Source organism: Sphingopyxis sp. Q841, assembly GCF_052384365.1.
In the GTDB taxonomy this organism is placed as follows: domain Bacteria; phylum Pseudomonadota; class Alphaproteobacteria; order Sphingomonadales; family Sphingomonadaceae; genus Sphingopyxis; species Sphingopyxis terrae_A.
The window spans coordinates 1,736,974-1,754,393 of the sequence record NZ_JBQSUM010000001.1; the positions used below are offsets into that span (position 1 = coordinate 1,736,974).

Below are 17,420 nucleotides of genomic sequence, written 5' to 3' on the forward strand. Positions count from 1 at the left end.
CTATTGCTCGGCCGGCTTTTCCAGCAGTGCTTCGGGCGGGTTGAGCGCGTTGATCGCGCGCCAGACGCGTTCTTCGGCTTCCTCGCGCGGAAGGCCGGCGGGGATGGTGTCGCCGATGCGATAGGTGATGGTTCCCGGCCATTTTACCCAGCGGTGCGGCGGATAGGCGATGCCGCTGTTGACGGCGACCGGGATCACGGGGACGCCCAGCATGCGATAGACGCCCGCAAAGCCCGACCGCAGCGGGGGCGCCTTGCCGTGCGGCACGCGCGTGCCTTCGGCGAACAGCACCAGCGGGCGACCGATCGCCAGCGCCGCCTTGGCCGCGTTCAGCATCGCGCGCATCGCCTTGCTGCCGCCGTCGCGGTCGACCGGGATCAGCCCATAAAAGCGCGCCGCCTGTCCCCAGACGGGAATCGAGAATAATTCCTCCTTGGCGAAGACCGCGGGCCATTTGAACAGCATCGGCTGTTCGATCGTCTCGAACGCGCCCTCATGCTTGAAGACATAGAGGACGGGGATGTCGGGCATCTCGCCCTCAACGATCACGCGGTGCCCCAGGATGAAGCGGCAGATCAGCCGGTGGAACTTCGCCCAAGCGCGCACGAACCCGCGCGTCGCATGGTGCGAGATCGGCAGCGTGACGATCGCGCCGATCGAGCAGATGCTGCTCATCAGGACGAAGGCGATCCAAAACAGGATCGAACGCACGAGGGCGATCGGATAGCTCACAGCCCGAGTAGGCCGCCCGCCAGACCGGCCAGATATTTGTGATATTCGCGAAACAGCGTCGAAAAGCTCGGCTGGCTGCGCACCGCATCGGGAAGGATCGTCACCTTCTTGTCCATCGCGCGGCCGAGTTCATATTCGGCGCGGCGCATGTGCCAGTCGGTGGTGACGAGCCGAATGCTCTTGTAGTTGCGCCGCGCAACCCAGCTTGCGACCTCGGTCGCGTTCGAGCGTGTATCCTCGGCCTCAAAACCCAGCGCGACACAGCAATCGAACAGCTTTTGCGGCCGTTTATATTCGGCGGCGAGTTCCTTCGGCTTCACTTCGCGCGCGACGCCGCTGATCAGGAGCCGCTTGGCGCGTCCCGCCTCGAGCAGTTCCAGCCCGCGGTCGATCCGGCCGGGGCCGCCGGTCAGCACGACGATCGCGTCGGTCGTCTGGTCGCCCGCGGGCAGCGGCAAGAGCAGCGCGAACCACGCGAAGCCCAGCACCCAGGCCAGGAACAGGAGAGAGATCAGCCGTTTGATCATAATATCTTCTTGAGCGCGGCGAGCAGGGTCTGCCGCGCCGTCAGTGCCGCGAGCGCGATAGCCAATAGCGGCAGCGCCAGCAAGAGCGCCCAGCCGATCGGGCCAAGCGACGCGGTCGCGGCAAGTCCCGATGTCACGCGCGACCATTGCCAGCCGATCAGCAGCAGGATGGCGGCGGCCACCGCGGTACCGAGCGCGACACCATGAGCCGTATCGATTGTGATGCGGCGCTGAAACAGGCGGGCGATCTGCTGGTCGGTGGCGCCGATCAGGTGCAGCATCTCGATCGTCGCATAATGGGTGCCCAGCGCGGCACGTGCCGTCATGATGACCACCGCGGCGCTGGCGAGCGTCATCAGGATAACGAGACCGCCCGCGATCCAGGCGAGTGAGCGGATCAGCCGCGCGACGGGGCCGAGCCAATCCGCATGCGGGATGACGCGCGCGCCGGGGGCCTCGCGGGCGACGAGCGCGCGCAGCTGACCCATATGACCCGACCGATCCTCGCCGACGAAATCGACATCGACGAGCGCCGGCATCGGCAGCGAGCGCAGCACCGGATCGTCGCCGTCGGCGGTGCCGAACCATTGGCCGAGCGTCGCCTGCAGCTCGGCCGGATCGACCGCGCGCGCCGATCGCACGAAGGGTTGTGCAGCAGCCGCGCGGCGCAGTGCCGCCGCCTGCTCTGCGCGCAGCACGGGATTGGCGGTAATGATCTGCACCGTGACGCGCCCCGCAATTGCCTCGCCGATCGCATCCGCCGATCGCGCAAGGCCGACGCCGCCCGCGGCGGCCAGCAGGGTGAGCATCATCAGGATCGCGATGACCCACGGTGTCGGGCCCGACAGGCGGCGATCGGGAAGCAGGCGGCGATGCTGGACGGGAACGCGCGCGAAGATCATCGGCCTTCCATCCTAGGCGCGGTTCGGCGGATAGCGCAGCGCGCCAGTGGGATCGGACAGCCGCCCCTTTTCGAGCCGCATCATCTGGGCATTGTCGATGCGGCTGATCAGATGGATGTCGTGGGTCGCGACGACGACCGTGGTGCCGAGGCGGTTGAGCGCCTCGAACAAGCCCAGCAGGCGCATCGCCATCTCGGGATCGACGTTACCCGTCGGTTCGTCGGCGACGAGCAGTTGCGGGCGGGCGATCACCGCGCGCGCGATCGCCACCCGCTGTTGCTCGCCGCCCGACAGCGTCGGTGGAAAGGCGTGCGCGCGTTCGCTCAGCCCGATCCAGCTCAGCATCTCGCCCACCGGGCCCGACAGATCCTCCTCGCTGACCCCGGCGATGCGCAGCGGCAGCGCGATATTGTCGCGCGCGCTCAAATGCGGGATTAGCCGGAAGTCCTGGAAGACGACGCCGATGCGACGGCGAAAGCCGGGCAGGCGCTGGCGCGGCATCGTCCCCAGATCCTCACCGAACAGGCGCACGATGCCGCGGCTCGGCCGCTGCGCGAGGTAAAGCATCTTGAGCAGCGAGGTCTTGCCCGCGCCCGACGCGCCGGTCAGGAAATAGAAGCTGCCGGGCTGAAGGTTGAAACTGATGTCGGACAATGTCTCGGCATCGGGCCCGTAGCGCAGGCCGACGCCGTCGAATTCGACCATTGCGCCGCCGGGCCGGCCGGGGGCGGTTGCCGTCATGACGCCACCATCGCGCGCCGCGACGCGCCTTGGTGCCGGTCGAAAAGGGGAGCCCCGCCGCTCATGTCGCTGCCTGTCGCACGGCTGTTTCGCGAGGACAAGCGCCAAGCGTCGGCTTTTCGACCGGCGCCCGCCATGCCCTGCCGGCACGTCCGGCGCACGCGGCGCTTGCAACACCGCGAATCAGCGTGTTTAGAGAGACGCCATGATCCTGTCCTGCCCGTCCTGCCATACGCGCTATGTCGTCCCCGACACAGCGATCGGACCCAATGGCCGAACGGTGCGCTGTGCCAGTTGCCGCCATAGCTGGTTCCAGGAACCCGCTGCAGCGGCCGCGGCGGCGCCCGTGCCCGCTGCGCCGCCCGCCCCGGAGCCGGTTTCGGCGCCCGAGGCCGCGCCTTCCGCTCCCTCGTCTGTATCCGCACCGTCCGCAGTCGATCGCGAACCGGCCGCGCCGCCCGTGGTCGAGGAGTCCGCGCCGCCGCCGCCGCCGCAGGCCTTTGCGGTGCCCGAGGCCGAGCCGCGCGTCATTCCGGCCAGCGAGGCCGAGCCGCCGCTGCCCTTCCGCCGCGCCCGGCGCAATCCCGCCAAGCGCTGGACGATGATCGCCGCTGCCGCCGCGCTGCTGATGATCGGCGCGACCGGGGCGCTCTACTGGTTCGGCCTGCCGGGCTGGGCGCAGGGTCTGGGTATTCCGGGGATGACCGACGAGCCCGATCTGGTGATCGAGCTTCCGCCCAATCAGGATCACCGCGAACTTCCCGACGGCACCATCTATTTCGCGGCGAGCGGGGTCATCATCAACCCGACCGATCGCGAACAGCGCGTGCCGCCGATCCTCGCCGAACTACGCGATGCGCAGGGGACGATCGTCTATAGCTGGACGATCAAGCCGCCGGTGCGGATGCTGCCGCCCAACGAAAAGGTCAATTTCAGCGAAGCGAAGCTCGATATTCCGCGCCGCGCCACGCAATTGACCGTCAGCTGGGCACTCCCGAAAGGCTGAACCTCAGCTGCGCCGGCGTGACGTCACGGCGTCACAGGCTGACGGCGGCGGCAAGCGACAGCAGAAAGCTGGTCAGTGTCGCGACGATGATCGGCGCGAAGCTGCGCCACCCCTGATCGAGCAGCAGCGCGAGCCGCGCCTTCATCGCCGTCGCGACGATTGCGAGCAATAGCAGCGCCTGCGCCGCGGTCGCCGCCGCGCCCTGCACCGGCTTCGGAATTGCAACGATCGAATTGATCGCGGCGATCAGCAGAAAGCCGGTGATGAACCACGGCAGGCGCAGCGGGATCTTGCGCTTTCCGGCGGGCGCGTCGCCGGCGCGGCCGAGCCACATGGCGACGAGCATCAGCATCGGGGCGAGCAGTGCGACACGCGTCAGCTTGACGATCGTCGCGACCTCGCCCGCCTGCGGCGAGAAGGAAAAGCCGCCGCCGATCGCCTGCGCGACGTCGTGGATCGACGCGCCGATCAGAAAGCCGGCCTGCGTGTCGGTCAGGCCGATTTCGGCGGCGAGAATGGGGTAGAGCGACATGGCCAGCGCGCTCGCGACCGTGATGCCGACCAGCGTCAGCGTGAAGCGCGCCTGGTCGACGCGCTTGTCGCCGATCAGCGAATAGAGCGCGAGCGCCGCCGACGCGCCGCAGATTGCGGTCGCGCCGCCCGCGAGCAGCGCGGCGTGGCTGTCCTGCCGGAACAGCCGCGCGCTCGCGACGGTGATCAGGATGACCGCGAGCATGATGACGACGAGCAGCGCAAAGGGCAGCGGCCCCAGTTCGACGAGCTGTTCGGCGGTAATCCGGGCGCCGACGAGGACGATGCCGATCCGCAGCGCGGTCTGCGACATCAGGTCGAGCCCGGCGTGGGTGCGCTTGTCCTGCGACAGAAAACTCATCGCGAGGCCGATGAGCAGCCCCATCAGAACAAGCGGGGCGCCATAATGATCGGCGAGCCACGCAGCGGCGAGCGCCGCGATCGCGGTCGCAAAGGCGCCGGGGAAATAATCGTGCCAGCGCCGCGCGGCCGCCGGCGTCGTTTCAAGCTGCAGCTCGCCATAAAGATCGGCGGCCATCGGCCAGCCCTGGTTCGTATCCGCCATCACCGTCCCCGCACCGGCCGCCGCATCGCGGCCCCGACGCCGCTTCGCATATCCGCGCCGCGCGGTCGATAGACCATTGCTGGCAGGCGAAGCTCTTGCTAGAGGCCGCGCTCTACCGGCACCCGTAGCTCAGCTGGATAGAGCGCTGCCCTCCGAAGGCAGAGGTCACAGGTTCGAATCCTGTCGGGTGCGCCAGTTTTCTCCAAGACCATGACCTCGACGGGCGTCCGCGTCGGCGCGCTGGACGCCGGCGCATTTTTTGGTCATGCTTGGCGACATCGGCCAAATGGGAGAGCGATGATGAATTTCCGGGGCAGGACGGCAATCGCGCTGGGTGTCGGGCTGCTGTTGGCCGCCGCGCCGCTGCAGGGCTTCGCGGCGCTCAAGCCCGGGGTGAAGGCGCCCGATTTCACGCTGGATGCGGCACAGGGCGGGAAGCCTTTCAGCCTGTCGCTGAAACAGGCGTTGAAGCAGGGTCCGGTCGTCCTCTATTTCTTTCCCGCGGCTTTCACGCCCGGCTGCACGATCGAGGCGCATCTTTTTGCCGAATCGACCAACGATTTTAAAAAGTTGGGCGCACGCGTCATCGGCGTCACCGCCGGCAATATCGACCGCGTCGCCGAATTTTCGCGGTCGGAATGCCGCGACAAATTTGCCGTGGCGGCCGATCCGGGCGCGAAGGTCGCCGCCAAATATGACACGACGATGCGCACGGCGGACAACCGGCTTCTCTCCGAACGCACATCCTATGTGATCGCGCCGAACGGGACGATCCTGCTCAGCTACACCGACAGCAAGCCGCAGGCGCATATCGAGAAGACGATGGCGGCGGTGCGGGCATGGAAGGCGCGGAAGCGCTGATCGCCGCCGCGTGCCCGCGCGATCCGCAAGAGATATGTTGACGACAGCGCGGTCATCGTGGCACTCGGACGCCGCATCGCGAGGGCAACTGCAAAACGCGCTTTAAAACAGCGCGGCAGGCAGGGGCCAAGTCGTTGAAATGCGGGTGTAGCTCAATGGTAGAGCAGAAGCTTCCCAAGCTTACGACGAGGGTTCGATTCCCTTCACCCGCTCCAGCCCTGCCGTAAGAGGCCCGGCGCAGACCTCCCGCTTCCGACATTCAGGATTTTCTTGTGACGGCAAAGCGCACCATTCCGTTCATCGTGGCGACCATCTTCATCGATGCGATCGGGTTCGGCATCATCATGCCGGTGCTGCCGCAACTCGTGATGGAGGTGGGGCGCATCGACCTGCCGCATGCGATCGAGGTGGGGGCGTTGATCGGGCTCGTCATGGCGGTGGCGACCTTCCTCGCTTCGCCGGTGCTCGGCAATCTGTCGGACCGGTTCGGACGGCGGCGCGTGCTGCTGCTGTCGCTTGCCGGACTCGCCGCCGACTATGCACTGCTGACGATCGTCGACACGCTGCCCTGGCTGTTCGTCGCGCGGGCGCTGTCGGGGATTTTCGGGGGTAGCTATGCCGCCGCGATGGCGGCGATCGCCGATGTCACGCGGCCGCAGGAGCGCGCGCGCAATTTCGGTTTCGTCGGCGCCGCCTTCGGTGTCGGCTTCGTCGTCGGCCCCGCGATCGGCGGCTTTCTGGGCGAGTTGTCGCCGCGCGCGCCCTTTGTGGCGGCGGCGCTGCTCGCGGCGGCGAACATGATCTACGGCGCTTTCATCTTTCCGGAAACGCTGGCCCCCGACAAGCGGCGCGGCTTCGACTGGCGCCGCGCCAATCCGCTTGGCGCCTTTCGCGCGATGCGCGCGCTTCCGGGCATGAGCGGCGCGGCGGCGGTGCTGCTGCTGTGGCAGATCGCCAGCCTCGTCTATCCGATGACGTGGAGCTTTTACTGCATCGCGCAGCTCGGCTGGACGCCGGGGATGATCGGCGCGAGCCTTGCCGCGGTCGGCGTCGCCATCGCGCTCGGGCAAAGCTTCGTCGTCGGGCCGATGGTCGCGCGTTTCGGCGAACGCGATGCGGCGACGATCGGAATCGCCGTCGCGGTCGCGGTGTTCGTCGGCTATGCGTTCGTCACAACGACCTGGGGCGCCTTCCTGTTGATCGTGCCGATCATGTTCCAGGCGCCGGTGCAGCCATCGCTGAGCGCGATCTTGTCGCGCCGCGCCGATGCCGGCGCACAGGGCGAGGTGCAGGGAATATCGGCGATGGCGCTGGGGCTGGGACAGATCGTCGCGCCCCTGCTGCTCACTGGCACCATGGCCTGGTTCACGGGCGCGAACGCGCCGGTGCATTTCCCCGGCGCCGCCTTTCTGGTGGCGGCGCTGTTCGGACTGTTCGCGATCGCGATGCTGCGCCGCCTGCCGCGCGCGACGCGGACGAGCGACGCCGACGCGGCCGATCAGATGCCGCCGTCGGTCACCGCATAGCCCGCCGCCTCGAGCGCTGTGCGCACGGCGGCAACGCAGGCGGCGACCCGCTCCGCGTCGGTCGAGCGAAAGACGAAATTGGCGCCGACGCGGCCGTCGCGAAAGAAGGGATAGCTGCCGATTGCGACGCCGGGGTAATCCTTTTCGCCCGCGCGAAGCAGGTCGGCGACCTCGCTTTCGGGCGCCCATGCGCCGATCGTGTGCGCGACGAGCGGCGCCCCGCCTTCCAGCGCGCCGGTCAGCGCATCGAGCATGCCCGCGGTGATGTGCGGCACGCCCGCCATCACGAACAGATTGCCGATGCGGATGCCGGGCGCGCCCGACATGCGGTTGGGGATCAGCTCGGCGCCCTCCGGGGTGCGCGCCATGCGCAGCCGCGCTTCGCTCAGTTCGCCGCCGCGCGCCGTGTAATAGCGTTCGAGAATCGCGCGCGCATCGGGGTGGACGATGACCCCGACGCCGAGCGCTCTCGCCACCGCATCGACGGTGATGTCGTCGTGGGTCGGGCCGATGCCGCCGGTGGTGAAGACATAGTCGTAACGCGCGCGCAGCGCGTTCAGCGCCGCGACGATCTCGTCCTCGACGTCGGGAACGATGCGCACTTCGCGCAGGCGAATCCCCTGCACGTCGAGCCAGGTCGCGATTTGCGCGACATTCTTGTCCTGCGTGCGGCCCGAGAGAATCTCGTCGCCGATCACCAGCACGGCGGCGGTCCAGATGCGTTCGTCGCTCATCCTCTTGCCTTACCGCGCCCGCATGACAAAACAAGGCTTCTGGATCGCAGACGATGTTCCTGATATGTTCTTTGCGACTCGCAGCAAGGGAGAGCAACCATGGCCGACGATCTGATTTTCTATACCAACCCCATGTCGCGCGGACAGATCGTCCGCTGGATGCTCGAAGAGGTGGGCGCGCCCTATCACACGCAAATCCTGGGCTATGACGACAGCATGAAGGGCGCCGACTATCTGGCGATTAACCCGATGGGCAAGGTGCCCGCGATCGTCCACCGGGGCAAGGTCGTCACCGAATGCGCCGCGATCTGCGCCTATCTCGCCGATGCTTTTCCCGATGCGGGGCTCGCGCCGCCGCTGGAGGCGCGCGCCGACTACTACCGCTGGCTGTTCTTTGCCGCCGGGCCGCTCGAAACCGCGGTGACCAACACCCACGCGGGCTGGGTGCCGAGCGCCGAGCAGCAGCGAATGGTAGGATATGGCTCGTTCGAAAAGGCGCTCGACGCGCTCGAAACGGCGGTGGCGGGCAAGGCCTTCGTTGCGGAGGGGCGCTTCAGCGCCGCCGACGTCTATGTCGGCAGCCAGCTCGACTGGGGTCTGCAATTCGGGACGATCCCGACGCGCCCCGCCTTCGAAGCCTATGTCGCGCCGCTGCGCGAGCGCGCGGGATACCGGCGGGCCAAGGACATCGACAACGGGCTGATCGCCGAGATGCAGGCGGCGAGCCCGGCCTGACGGCATCCGGCCTCAGGGTTGTGGGCCTAGAAAATTCCTGCCGTCAGCCCTTCCGCCAGCGCCGCGCCCAGATCGCGCGCTTCGGCGAGGCGGTCCGCCGCAATCGTCTTGGGGGCGAGGATCGCCTCGGGCGTCTGGGCATCGGTGTTGACGATGACCGGGTCGGCGACACGCCGCAGGCGCCAGCCGGTCGCGATGCGATCGAGCTGGCGCTGGGCATTCTCGCCGTCGGAGCCGGCGCAGATGATCGTCGCATAGGGGCGCCCTTCGATCCGGCCGAGACAGGGATAATAGCAGCGGTCGAACATCTCCTTCATCGCGCCCGACAGCGCCGCGAGATTTTCGGGGCCGACGAACAGATAGCCCGCCGCCGCTCTAATCATCTCTGGCGTCACATCGTCCGCCGCGACGCGGCGCGCTGCGTCGCCGGCACCTGCCGCCGCCGCCTCGGCGATCGCGGCGCTGCCGCCGGTGCGGCTGTGCCAAATGATAAGCAATTTGCATTTCATCGCCGCAAGATCCTCTAGCATCGCGCGAAGCCCGCACCGCCGGGCCGCCGCTTGCCAAGCCATGCCACAAGGCGCAAGCAGGACCAAAAGGGGAGGATGCGATGAAGCGTGCGATCTGTCTGATTCCGATCATGCTGTGGGCGAGCGGCGCGGCCGCGCAGGATGCGGCCAGCGAGGCGACCCGCGCCGCGCAGGCCGAACTCGCGCAGCGCCTGCCGCTCGACGACCCGCGCGACGAGGCGAATGTGCTGCGCGGCAAGATCGCCGAGATTCCCGACGGCGTCATCAAGGGCAAGGATGGCCGGATCGTCTGGGATCGCCGCCCCTATGACTTTCTGAACAGGGCCAAGGCCCCCGACACGGTCAACCCGTCGCTGTGGCGGCAGGCGCGGCTCAATGCGGTGCACGGGCTGTTCGAGGTTGTGCCGGACAAGATCTGGCAATTGCGCGGCTATGACCTGTCGGTAATGACGATCATTCGTGGCAAGACCGGGTGGATCGTGGTCGATCCCCTGCTGTCCGAGGAAACCGCTGCGGCGGGGTGGAAGCTGTTCGCCGACACGGTCGAGGCAAAGACGGGCGTGCTGCCGATCCGCGCCGTCATCTTCAGCCACAGCCACAGCGACCATTTCGGCGGCGTCCGCGGCATCGTGACCCCCGAACAGGTGAAGAAGGACAAGATCCGCATCATCGCACCGCACGGCTTTTCCGAAGAGGCGACGTCGGAAAATGTCCTTGCCGGCCCGGCAATGGGGCGCCGCGCGCTCTATATGTTCGGGGCGATCCTCGCGCCCGGGCCGACGGGACAGGTCGATACCGGGCTCGGCCCCAAGCTTTCGTCTGGGACGATCGGCTATATGGAGCCGACCGAAACCGTGCCCGCGCGCGGCGCGACGCTGACCATCGACGGCCTGGCCTTCGACTTCATGGACGCCGGCGGCACCGAGGCGCCGGCCGAGTTCGTCTTTTACATCCCCGCCTACAAGGCGCTCCACACGACCGAGGTGGTGACCCACAATCTGCACAATGTGCTGACGCTGCGCGGCGCGCAGGTCCGCGACGCGCTGCGCTGGTCGAAGGTGATCGACGCAATGCTGCTCAAATGGGGCGGCAGCGCCGAGGTTGCGATGGGATCGCACCATTGGCCGACATGGGGCGCGGGCGAGGTCCGCACGCTGCTCACGAACCAGCGCGACGCCTATCGCTACGTCCACGATCGTACCTTGTTTCTCGCCAACCGGGGCGCGACGCTGCATGAGCTTGCCGACCAGACCCCCGAAGCGGCGGTGCAGGGAAGCGATTTTTCGACGCGCGGCTATTATGGCACCCTCAATCACGACATGAAGGCGACCTATCAGCGCTATTTCGGCTGGTGGGACGGCAATCCGGCCAATTTCAACCCGCTGCCGCCCGAAGAGAGCGCGCCCAAATATGTCGCGCTTGCGGGCGGCCCCGACAAGCTGCTCGCAGCGGGCAAGGACGCCATCGCCAAGGGTGATTATCGCTGGGCGGCCGAAATGCTGAACAAGCTCGTCTTCGCGGCGCCCGACAATCAGGCGGCGCGCGCGGCGCTCGCCTCGGCCTATGACCAGCTCGGTTATCAGGCCGAATCGGGGGCGTGGCGCAACTATTATCTCGCCGCCGCCGCAACGCTGCGCGGCAATGCGGTCGCTGGCGGCACCAGCAACGGCCAGAGCCGGTCGTTCATCAGCGCGATCCCGACCGCGGTCTTCTTCGATTCGCTTGCTACCCGCTTCGACGCGGTGAAGGGCGCGGCGCAGAAGGGCGTGTTCCAGTTCGTGATGCCCGACAGCAAGGAAAGCGTCGCGGTCGTCGTCGAGGGCGGGGTCGAATTCCCGCGCTATGGCGTCACCGACGCCGCGCCGACCGCGACGATCACGCTCGATCGCAGCACGCTCGACGATGTGATGCTCGGCCAGGCGCAGTTTCCGGCGCTCATGCAATCGGGCGCGATCCGCATCGAGGGCGACCGCATGGCCTTTCTGTCGTGGTTCGCGATGCACCCGCCCGCCGACCCGCGCTTCAATATTGTTGTGCCATAGGGGGCGCTGCGCTTAACGAAGGGCAATGACCGATACCGACGCCGCGCCGCCCATCGACCCTTTCGCACCCGATGCGCTCAACGCGGTGGAGGGGCTCGACCCGGTCGATCCCGCCTATCGCCACGTTCTGCGTATCGCCGCGGCGCTCAACGCCGTCCCGCTGGCGATCGGCGCGAGCGTCGCCGACGCGCTGCTGATCCGCAGCATTGGCGGCCCGTTCGGCCTGCTCACCGCGCTGGCCTGGCTGGTCGCGCTCCTCGTCATCGTCATGCTGCCGTCGCGCCGGATGCAGCGGTGGGGCTATCACATCGGCACGGGGCAATTGCGCGTCGCGCGCGGCTGGATGTTCCGCACCGACACCATCGTCCCCTTCGTGCGCGTCCAGCACATCGACGTCGGGCAGGGGCCGATCGAGCGATGGTTCGGCCTGTCGCACCTTGTCGTCCATACCTCGGGGACGCACAACAGCACGGTGACGCTGCCTGGCCTGCGGTCCGATCTCGCCGCCGCGATGCGCGAGACGATCCGCCACCACATCCAGACCGACTTCGCATGAGCGAGGGCGAACCTGCCGCGGCGCCCGCGCGGGCGGCCGATGTCGAACCCGACTGGCAGCGCCTGCACCCGGCGACGCTGGCGCTGGCGATCGTCAAGCTCGGCCCGCGTTCGCTCAATTTTCTGCCCGCGCTGGCGGCGATCGGCTTTGCGGGCAAATGGGCCTATGTCGTTCCCGCGCTGCTCGCCTTTCTGCTGTTGTCGCTGCTCGTCGCGATCGCTGCCTGGCTGCGCTTCCGCTATGCCGTGACCGATGATGCGGTGGTGATCGAAAGCGGAGTGTTCGCGCGCCAGCACCGCACCATCCCCTTCGACCGCATCCAGGACGTCAGTATCGAACAGGGGCTGATCGCGCGCGCGCTGGGCATCGCCAAGGTCGATTTCGAAACCGGCGCGGGCGGCGGCAAGGAAGGCGACGGCGATCTCGATGCCATCGGGTTCGACGAAGCGCAGGCGCTGCGCGGCGCGATCCGCGCCTGGCGCAGCGATGCCGCCGACACGCAGGTTGCCGATCCCTCGGGCGTCGCAATCGAAGGCGGCGGCGATGCCGCGGAGGACCGGCTGCTCTTCGCAATGGATCCGCGCCGGCTGCTCGTCGCGGGCCTGTTCAACTTCTCGCTCGCCGCGCTCGCGGTTGTCGGCGCGTCGATGCAGCTGTTTGACAATCTGCTGCCGTTCGATTTCAACGTCTTCAACCCCGTCGACTGGGTCGATCTGGCCGAAGGCTATGGCCTCGACAATTGGGTGCTCGCGCATCGCTGGGTCGCCGGTATCGGCGCGCTCCTGTCGCTGCTCGTCATCGGCTTTGCGAGCGGGATCGCGATGATGGTCTTCGCCAACTGGGGCTTTCGTCTCGTGCGCGAACCGCGTGCGCTGCGCCGCACGCGTGGGCTGACGACGCGCACCGACGTGGCGATGCCGGTCAAGCGCGTGCAGGCGGCGATCCTTGTCACCGGCTGGCTGCGACAGCGCTTCGGCTGGCACGAACTGCGCCTGCAAAGCCTGGCGAGCGACGGTGCGAAGGAACCCGACCATCAGGTCGTCCCCTTCGGCCGACTCGCCGAAATCGACCGGGTGCTCGCCGAGGTTGCGATGCCGCGCCCCGGCCCCGGCGAGACGTGGCAACACAGCCACCGCATCATCGCCATCGGTCCGGTGATCGGCGCGGTCGCGGCGGCGACCGGCGGAACCATCGCGCTGATTCTGGGCAATGCGGTCGGCTGGCTCGGCCTGATCGCTGCTCCCCTGCTCGCGGCCGGGGCGCTGTTCGCGACGCGCTTTCATCTGTGGACCGACCTTGGCGAGATGGTGGTGATTCGCCGCGGCTGGTGGAAGCCGAAGACGACGCTGCTGCCGCACGCGTCGGTGCAGAGCGTCGATATCAAGACCGATTTCCTCCTCCGCCCGCTCGGCCTTGCAACCCTCGTTTTCGGCGTGCCCGGCGGCAGCGCGCTCGGCGCGCATGAAATCCCCGCCATCCCGCTCGCCGCCGCGCGGGATTTACGCGCACGCATCCTCCAGGCAGGAACGGCGGCATGACTACGGTCGCCCTCGGTATCACTCGCTCGATCCTCGGCCAGCCGTGGCATTGGCGCCGCACCAGCGCCGAAATGGGCGGCGAAAGCCTTGCACCCGACGATCTCGTCACCCAATTGCTGCTCGCGCGCGGCGTCGCGCGCGACGACCTCGACCGCCAGCGCGTTCCGACCCTGCGCGGTTTCATGCCCGACCCCTCGCTGTTCCGCGACATGGATGCCGCCGCGGCGCGGCTCGCCGATGCGGTCGAGGCGCGCGAGGGGGTAACCATCTTCGGCGATTATGACGTCGATGGCGCGACATCGGCGGCGCTGCTCGTCCGCCTGCTTCGCGCGCTCGATGTGCCGGTGGGCGCTTATATCCCCGACCGGCTGATGGAAGGCTATGGCCCCTCGGGTGCCGCGCTGGTGCGCATCGGCGCGGCGGGGTCGCGGCTCGTCGTCACCGTCGATTGCGGTGCGCAGGCGTTCGACGCGATCGCCGAGGCGAAGGCCGCGGGGGTCGAGGTGATCGTCGTCGACCATCACCAATGCGCGACCACGCTGCCGCAGGCTTTTGCCGTGGTGAATCCCAACCGCCTCGACGAAGCGCCCGATGCGGCCGCGCACGGCAATCTTGCCGCGGTCGGCGTCGCCTTCCTGCTCGGCGCGGCGCTGCTCCGTACGCTGCGCGCGCGCGGTTTCTTCGGCAGCCGCCCCGAACCGCAGCTGATCGAGTTGCTCGACCTCGTCGCGCTCGGCACCGTCGCTGATGTCGCGCGGCTCACCGGTTTCAACCGTGCGCTCGTCACGCAGGGGCTGAAGGTGATGGCGCGGCGCGGCAATATCGGCATGGCGGCGCTGATGGACGCGGCGCGGCTGACCAAGCCCCCGACGGCGAGCGACATGGGCTTTGCGTTGGGGCCGCGCATCAACGCCGGCGGGCGCGTCGGCAAATCCGACCTCGGCGTCCGGCTGCTGACCACCGGCGACCCGCAGGAAGCCGCGGACATCGCGCAGGAGCTGTGCCGGCTCAACGAGGAGCGCCGCGCGATCGAGGCGGCGGTGCTCGACGCCGCGATCGAGGCGAGCGGCGCGACCGCCAACGCGCCGGTGGCGATCGTCGCGGGCGACGGCTGGCATCCCGGCGTCATCGGTATCGTCGCGGGGCGGCTCAAGGAGAAGCTGCACCGCCCGGCGATCGTCATCGCGTTCGACGAGGATGGCGTCGGCAAGGGATCGGGGCGCTCGATCTCGGGCGTCGATCTGGGCGCCGCTATTCTGGCCGCCAAGGAGACGGGGCTGCTCGTCGCGGGCGGCGGACATGCGATGGCCGCGGGGCTGACGGTCGAGCGCGCGCGGGTCGATGCGCTCGGCGCCTTTCTGAACGAGCGGCTGGCCGCCGATGTCGAGCGGGCGAGCGGCGACAGGTCGCTGCTGATTGACGCGGTGCTCGCGCCGCGCGGGATCAATCCCTTGTGGTGCGAAGCGATCGAGAGCGCCGGTCCCTACGGCGCCGGCTGGCCCGCGCCGCGCGTTGCCACGGGGCCGGTGCGAATCGTCGAATCGGGGGTAGTCGGCACTGACCATCTGCGGCTGATCGTCGCCGGCGACGATGGTGCGCGGTTCAAGGCGATCGCTTTTCGCAGCGCCGAAACCGAACTGGGCCAAACGCTGCTCCATGCGCGCGGTGCGCGCAAGCTGTGGCTGGCGGGGCGCGCAAAGCGCGACGATTGGGGCAGCCGCCCCGCCGCTGAACTCCATCTCGAGGACGCCGCCTGGGCAGAATGAAACCGCGCGGCGCAATATTTTTGCGCACGCGCCGCCACCACGGCTTGACCGCACCGACGGGCCCGTCTAAGGCGCCGCTTCACCGAACGACGGCCCCTTCGTCTAGCGGTCTAGGACGTCGCCCTTTCACGGCGAAAACACGGGTTCGAGTCCCGTAGGGGTCACCATCGGCGGAAAGGCGCGTCCGGTGCTCAGCTTCGCCGTCGCGAAGATAAATCACGAGCTTGAACTGCCCGGCGATGCGGGCGCAGGATCGATGAACCCCCGCCCGGCGAGCACGTATAGGGTTAGTACCTATCTGGAATTGCGCCTCGCAAGCGCCCACTTCTTGCGTCAATCGTGGTAAGATGGGTCGATAGAAAATTATGGCACTTTCCAGGCGCCACCTACTTGGCGGTGGCGGCGCACTGGCCCTGAGCTTCTTCGGGCCAACGTCCAAAGGTCTTGCAGCGCTTCCTGCATTGAGCGAAAATCCGGATCCCCGCCTTTTACGGCGTGCATTGGATGCGCTCGACCGACATCGAGGCGCGATTAGGTACCGCGACGTCGTGGGTCTCGTCGATTTCACCCGGGCCTCTCACGTCCCCCGCTTTCACATCCTCGATTTGATGAGCGGCAGGCACTTTAGCCATCTCGTTGCGCACGGTCGCGGATCGGATCCCGATCACAGCGGCTGGGTGCGCCGTTTGTCCAATGCGCCCGGGTCGGCCGCTTCGTCGGGTGGGGCATATCTCGTCGGCGAGGATTATTACGGCAAGCATGGGCGATCGCGCCGGCTCATCGGCCTCGACCCTGAGAACAGCAATGCCGAGGTTCGCCATATCGTCATTCACGCAGCGGGCTATGTCTCGCCCGCGATCGCGCGTGATGGCAAACTCGGACGAAGTGAGGGCTGTTTGGCAGTGGCAAAGGCGGATATCGCGCAGGTGCTTGAGCGTCTCGGACCAGGCCGGATGATCTATGCGGCAAAATTATAGGCACCCGCGCGCGCCGTATCGCTGAGGAGAATAGCTACCGTCCCTTGTCGCGGCAGAGCTGTAATGTCCGCGCCTGTGGCTGACTTGTGCGCTTATGCTGTGCCAAAGGAGCCTGGCGGAATGATCTGTGCGATGTCCAGCCGCCGATAATGACGATCAGGCTTGAACGCGGGCGGCGCACGCTTCGCGCTCGGCTCACCCCCAAGTTGGCGCGCGGATTTGCCGGTTCGCCGGATACGGCGCTCGAGCGTCACCGACATATGGTGGTTCCGGCATGCCCGCCAACCACCGCGGCGACATCGGAGAGGGCGCCGATCACCGCCGATCGCCCGGTCGCCTCGACGAACCGGACAGCCGCCTCGACCTTCGGCCGCATCGACCCTTCGGCCAGATCGTCGGCGGAAAATCCGGATGCGCTGATCGTCGCGATCGGGCGCTGGGTCGGCTGCCCCCAGTCGGCCTGGACGGCACCGACGTCGGTGAGAATGATAAGGCGGTCGGCGTCGAGTTCGATCGCCAGCAAAGCTGCGGTGAAGTCCTTGTCAATCACCGCCTCGACACCTTCGAGACGGCCTTGCCTGCGGATAACCGGTATGCCGCCGCCGCCGCCGCAGATCGTTACGACCCCGTCGCGGACCAAGCGCTCGATCTCGCTGAATTCCACGACGCCGGTGGGACGTGGTGAGGGAACGACGCGGCGATAGCCACTGCCTTCGGCCGCAAAGATCCAGTCGGGCGGCGAGCTGCGCCGCCCCTCTTCGAGCGAGGCATAGACCGGCCCGATAGGCTTGGTCGGGCGTTCGAACGCCGGGTCGGACGCGTCGATCAGCGTTTGCGTCAGAAGGCAGACGACCCCGCGCGGCGCAACGGCATTTCGCAATTCCTGCGCGACGACATAGCCGATCATTCCCTGCGATTCGGCGTTCAACACGTCGAGCGGGTAGGGAGCCACCGCCGTATAGGCTGCGGCTGTAAGCGCGAGCAGCCCCACCTGCGGCCCGTTGCCATGGACGATCGCCACCTCCTTGCCGGCGCAGGCCCGCGCTAGTGCCGCTGCCGCGGACCGCATGTTGCTTCGCTGGTTGGCTGCAGTCGGGTTTTCTCGCCTTTTGAGCAGGGCGTTGCCGCCCAGTGCGATAACAAGGCGCATG

At 67.7% G+C, this 17,420-nt stretch carries 17 protein-coding genes and 3 tRNA genes; 12 read left to right on the plus strand and 8 right to left on the minus strand.

Annotated features, from left to right (window positions below):
• Genes ACT17R_RS08615 through ftsE form a run of 4 tightly spaced genes read right to left on the minus strand, consistent with a single transcriptional unit; the run spans position 1 to position 2,902 of the window.
• The gene (locus ACT17R_RS08615; RefSeq protein ID WP_217372917.1) at positions 1-732 is read right to left on the minus strand and encodes a lysophospholipid acyltransferase family protein; all 732 of its coding nucleotides are present in this window, start codon (positions 730-732) and stop codon (positions 1-3) included.
• Positions 729-1,259: a YdcF family protein gene (locus tag ACT17R_RS08620; protein ID WP_003042416.1), complete on the minus strand. Its 531-nt coding sequence runs from the start codon at positions 1,257-1,259 to the stop codon at positions 729-731. Before ACT17R_RS08620 ends, ACT17R_RS08615 begins: the two co-directional genes overlap by 4 nt.
• Positions 1,256-2,161, minus strand: a complete 906-nt coding sequence (locus ACT17R_RS08625) for a cell division protein FtsX (RefSeq protein ID WP_217372918.1) — start codon at positions 2,159-2,161, stop codon at positions 1,256-1,258. The genes ACT17R_RS08620 and ACT17R_RS08625 overlap by 4 nt, the downstream gene beginning before the upstream one ends.
• 12 nt (positions 2,162-2,173) lie before the next feature.
• A complete protein-coding gene (ftsE, locus tag ACT17R_RS08630) occupies positions 2,174-2,902 on the minus strand; it encodes a cell division ATP-binding protein FtsE (protein ID WP_058810882.1) in 729 nt (242 codons plus the stop codon).
• Positions 2,903-3,107: 205 nt separating this feature from the next.
• Here ftsE and ACT17R_RS08635 point away from each other — a divergent pair, with 205 nt between their 5' ends.
• The gene (locus tag ACT17R_RS08635) at positions 3,108-3,908 is read left to right on the plus strand and encodes a zinc-ribbon domain-containing protein (protein WP_444809269.1); all 801 of its coding nucleotides are present in this window, start codon (positions 3,108-3,110) and stop codon (positions 3,906-3,908) included.
• A gap of 31 nt (positions 3,909-3,939) precedes the next feature.
• On the opposite strand, the gene ACT17R_RS08640 is transcribed toward ACT17R_RS08635, so the two are convergent.
• The gene (locus tag ACT17R_RS08640; protein WP_186401427.1) at positions 3,940-5,004 is read right to left on the minus strand and encodes a YeiH family protein; all 1,065 of its coding nucleotides are present in this window, start codon (positions 5,002-5,004) and stop codon (positions 3,940-3,942) included.
• A gap of 118 nt (positions 5,005-5,122) precedes the next feature.
• Here ACT17R_RS08640 and ACT17R_RS08645 point away from each other — a divergent pair.
• The 4 genes from ACT17R_RS08645 to ACT17R_RS08660 all read left to right on the plus strand — a co-directional run bounded on the left by ACT17R_RS08645 (position 5,123) and on the right by ACT17R_RS08660 (position 7,391).
• A tRNA-Arg gene (locus ACT17R_RS08645) sits at positions 5,123-5,199 on the plus strand.
• A 102-nt stretch (positions 5,200-5,301) separates the two neighbouring features.
• Positions 5,302-5,865, plus strand: coding sequence for a peroxiredoxin (locus ACT17R_RS08650; protein WP_217372920.1), 564 nt, complete (start codon positions 5,302-5,304; stop codon positions 5,863-5,865).
• Between the two features lie 141 nt (positions 5,866-6,006).
• A tRNA-Gly gene (locus ACT17R_RS08655) sits at positions 6,007-6,080 on the plus strand.
• 57 nt (positions 6,081-6,137) lie between these two features.
• Positions 6,138-7,391, plus strand: coding sequence for an MFS transporter (locus ACT17R_RS08660; RefSeq protein ID WP_254535742.1), 1,254 nt, complete (start codon positions 6,138-6,140; stop codon positions 7,389-7,391).
• On the opposite strand, the gene ACT17R_RS08665 is transcribed toward ACT17R_RS08660, so the two are convergent.
• On the minus strand, positions 7,364-8,125 hold the full coding sequence (locus tag ACT17R_RS08665; RefSeq protein WP_186401418.1) for a competence/damage-inducible protein A: 762 nt from the start codon (positions 8,123-8,125) through the stop codon (positions 7,364-7,366). The two genes, ACT17R_RS08660 and ACT17R_RS08665, sit on opposite strands and share 28 nt — an antisense overlap.
• A 99-nt stretch (positions 8,126-8,224) precedes the next feature.
• Here ACT17R_RS08665 and ACT17R_RS08670 point away from each other — a divergent pair, with 99 nt between their 5' ends.
• A complete protein-coding gene (locus tag ACT17R_RS08670) occupies positions 8,225-8,860 on the plus strand; it encodes a glutathione S-transferase family protein (protein WP_444809270.1) in 636 nt (211 codons plus the stop codon).
• 26 nt (positions 8,861-8,886) lie between these two features.
• Here ACT17R_RS08670 and ACT17R_RS08675 read toward each other — a convergent pair whose 3' ends face one another.
• A complete protein-coding gene (locus ACT17R_RS08675) occupies positions 8,887-9,369 on the minus strand; it encodes a flavodoxin family protein (RefSeq protein ID WP_186401416.1) in 483 nt (160 codons plus the stop codon).
• A gap of 101 nt (positions 9,370-9,470) precedes the next feature.
• Between ACT17R_RS08675 and ACT17R_RS08680 the strand changes: the two genes are divergently transcribed.
• The 6 genes from ACT17R_RS08680 to ACT17R_RS08705 all read left to right on the plus strand — a co-directional run bounded on the left by ACT17R_RS08680 (position 9,471) and on the right by ACT17R_RS08705 (position 16,269).
• Positions 9,471-11,432, plus strand: a complete 1,962-nt coding sequence (locus ACT17R_RS08680) for an alkyl/aryl-sulfatase (RefSeq protein WP_186401415.1) — start codon at positions 9,471-9,473, stop codon at positions 11,430-11,432.
• Between the two features lie 25 nt (positions 11,433-11,457).
• Positions 11,458-11,988 (plus strand): PH domain-containing protein, encoded by a 531-nt coding sequence (locus tag ACT17R_RS08685; RefSeq protein WP_062901330.1) that lies wholly within the window; start codon positions 11,458-11,460, stop codon positions 11,986-11,988.
• Positions 11,985-13,526, plus strand: coding sequence for a PH domain-containing protein (locus ACT17R_RS08690; RefSeq protein ID WP_444809271.1), 1,542 nt, complete (start codon positions 11,985-11,987; stop codon positions 13,524-13,526). The genes ACT17R_RS08685 and ACT17R_RS08690 overlap by 4 nt, the downstream gene beginning before the upstream one ends.
• Positions 13,523-15,292: a single-stranded-DNA-specific exonuclease RecJ gene (gene recJ / locus ACT17R_RS08695; protein ID WP_444809272.1), complete on the plus strand. Its 1,770-nt coding sequence runs from the start codon at positions 13,523-13,525 to the stop codon at positions 15,290-15,292. The genes ACT17R_RS08690 and recJ overlap by 4 nt, the downstream gene beginning before the upstream one ends.
• A gap of 91 nt (positions 15,293-15,383) precedes the next feature.
• Positions 15,384-15,459, plus strand: a tRNA-Glu gene (locus ACT17R_RS08700).
• Between the two features lie 198 nt (positions 15,460-15,657).
• Positions 15,658-16,269 carry a murein L,D-transpeptidase catalytic domain family protein gene (locus ACT17R_RS08705; protein ID WP_062901327.1) on the plus strand — a complete coding sequence of 204 codons (612 nt, stop codon included), beginning with the start codon at positions 15,658-15,660 and terminating at the stop codon, positions 16,267-16,269.
• A gap of 250 nt (positions 16,270-16,519) precedes the next feature.
• On the opposite strand, the gene ACT17R_RS08710 is transcribed toward ACT17R_RS08705, so the two are convergent.
• On the minus strand, positions 16,520-17,419 hold the full coding sequence (locus ACT17R_RS08710; RefSeq protein WP_444809273.1) for a carbamate kinase: 900 nt from the start codon (positions 17,417-17,419) through the stop codon (positions 16,520-16,522).
• Position 17,420: the final 1 nt, after the last annotated feature.